Raw genomic sequence first — 234 nt, 5'->3', positions numbered from 1 at the left:
ACCGATTGTATAAGGATACAAATCATGGTAATGCTCTCAGGCGCCGAAATGGTAGTGCGCTCACTACAAGACGAAGGTATAAATCATATCTTTGGTTACCCAGGCGGTTCAGTTCTAGATATATATGACGCAATTTATCAATCCGATGAGATAGAACACTTTTTAGTACGCCACGAACAAGCCGCAGTACATATGGCAGATGCTTATTCGCGCTCTACTGGTAAAGTTGGCTGT

At 42.7% G+C, this 234-nt stretch carries 1 protein-coding gene; it reads left to right on the top strand.

The genetic code is table 11. From position 1 onward, the window contains the following. Positions 1-24: 24 nt before the first annotated feature. Positions 25-234, top strand: a 210-nt coding sequence (locus tag V6256_RS15455; RefSeq protein WP_341599133.1) for a thiamine pyrophosphate-binding protein, incomplete at its 3' end; no start/stop codon positions are given.

Source organism: Psychromonas aquatilis (genome assembly GCF_038155185.1).
Taxonomy (GTDB): Bacteria; Pseudomonadota; Gammaproteobacteria; order Enterobacterales; family Psychromonadaceae; genus Psychromonas; species Psychromonas aquatilis.
The sequence above is the reverse complement of the archived record's forward strand: the minus strand, read 5'-3'. Positions and strand labels throughout refer to the sequence as shown.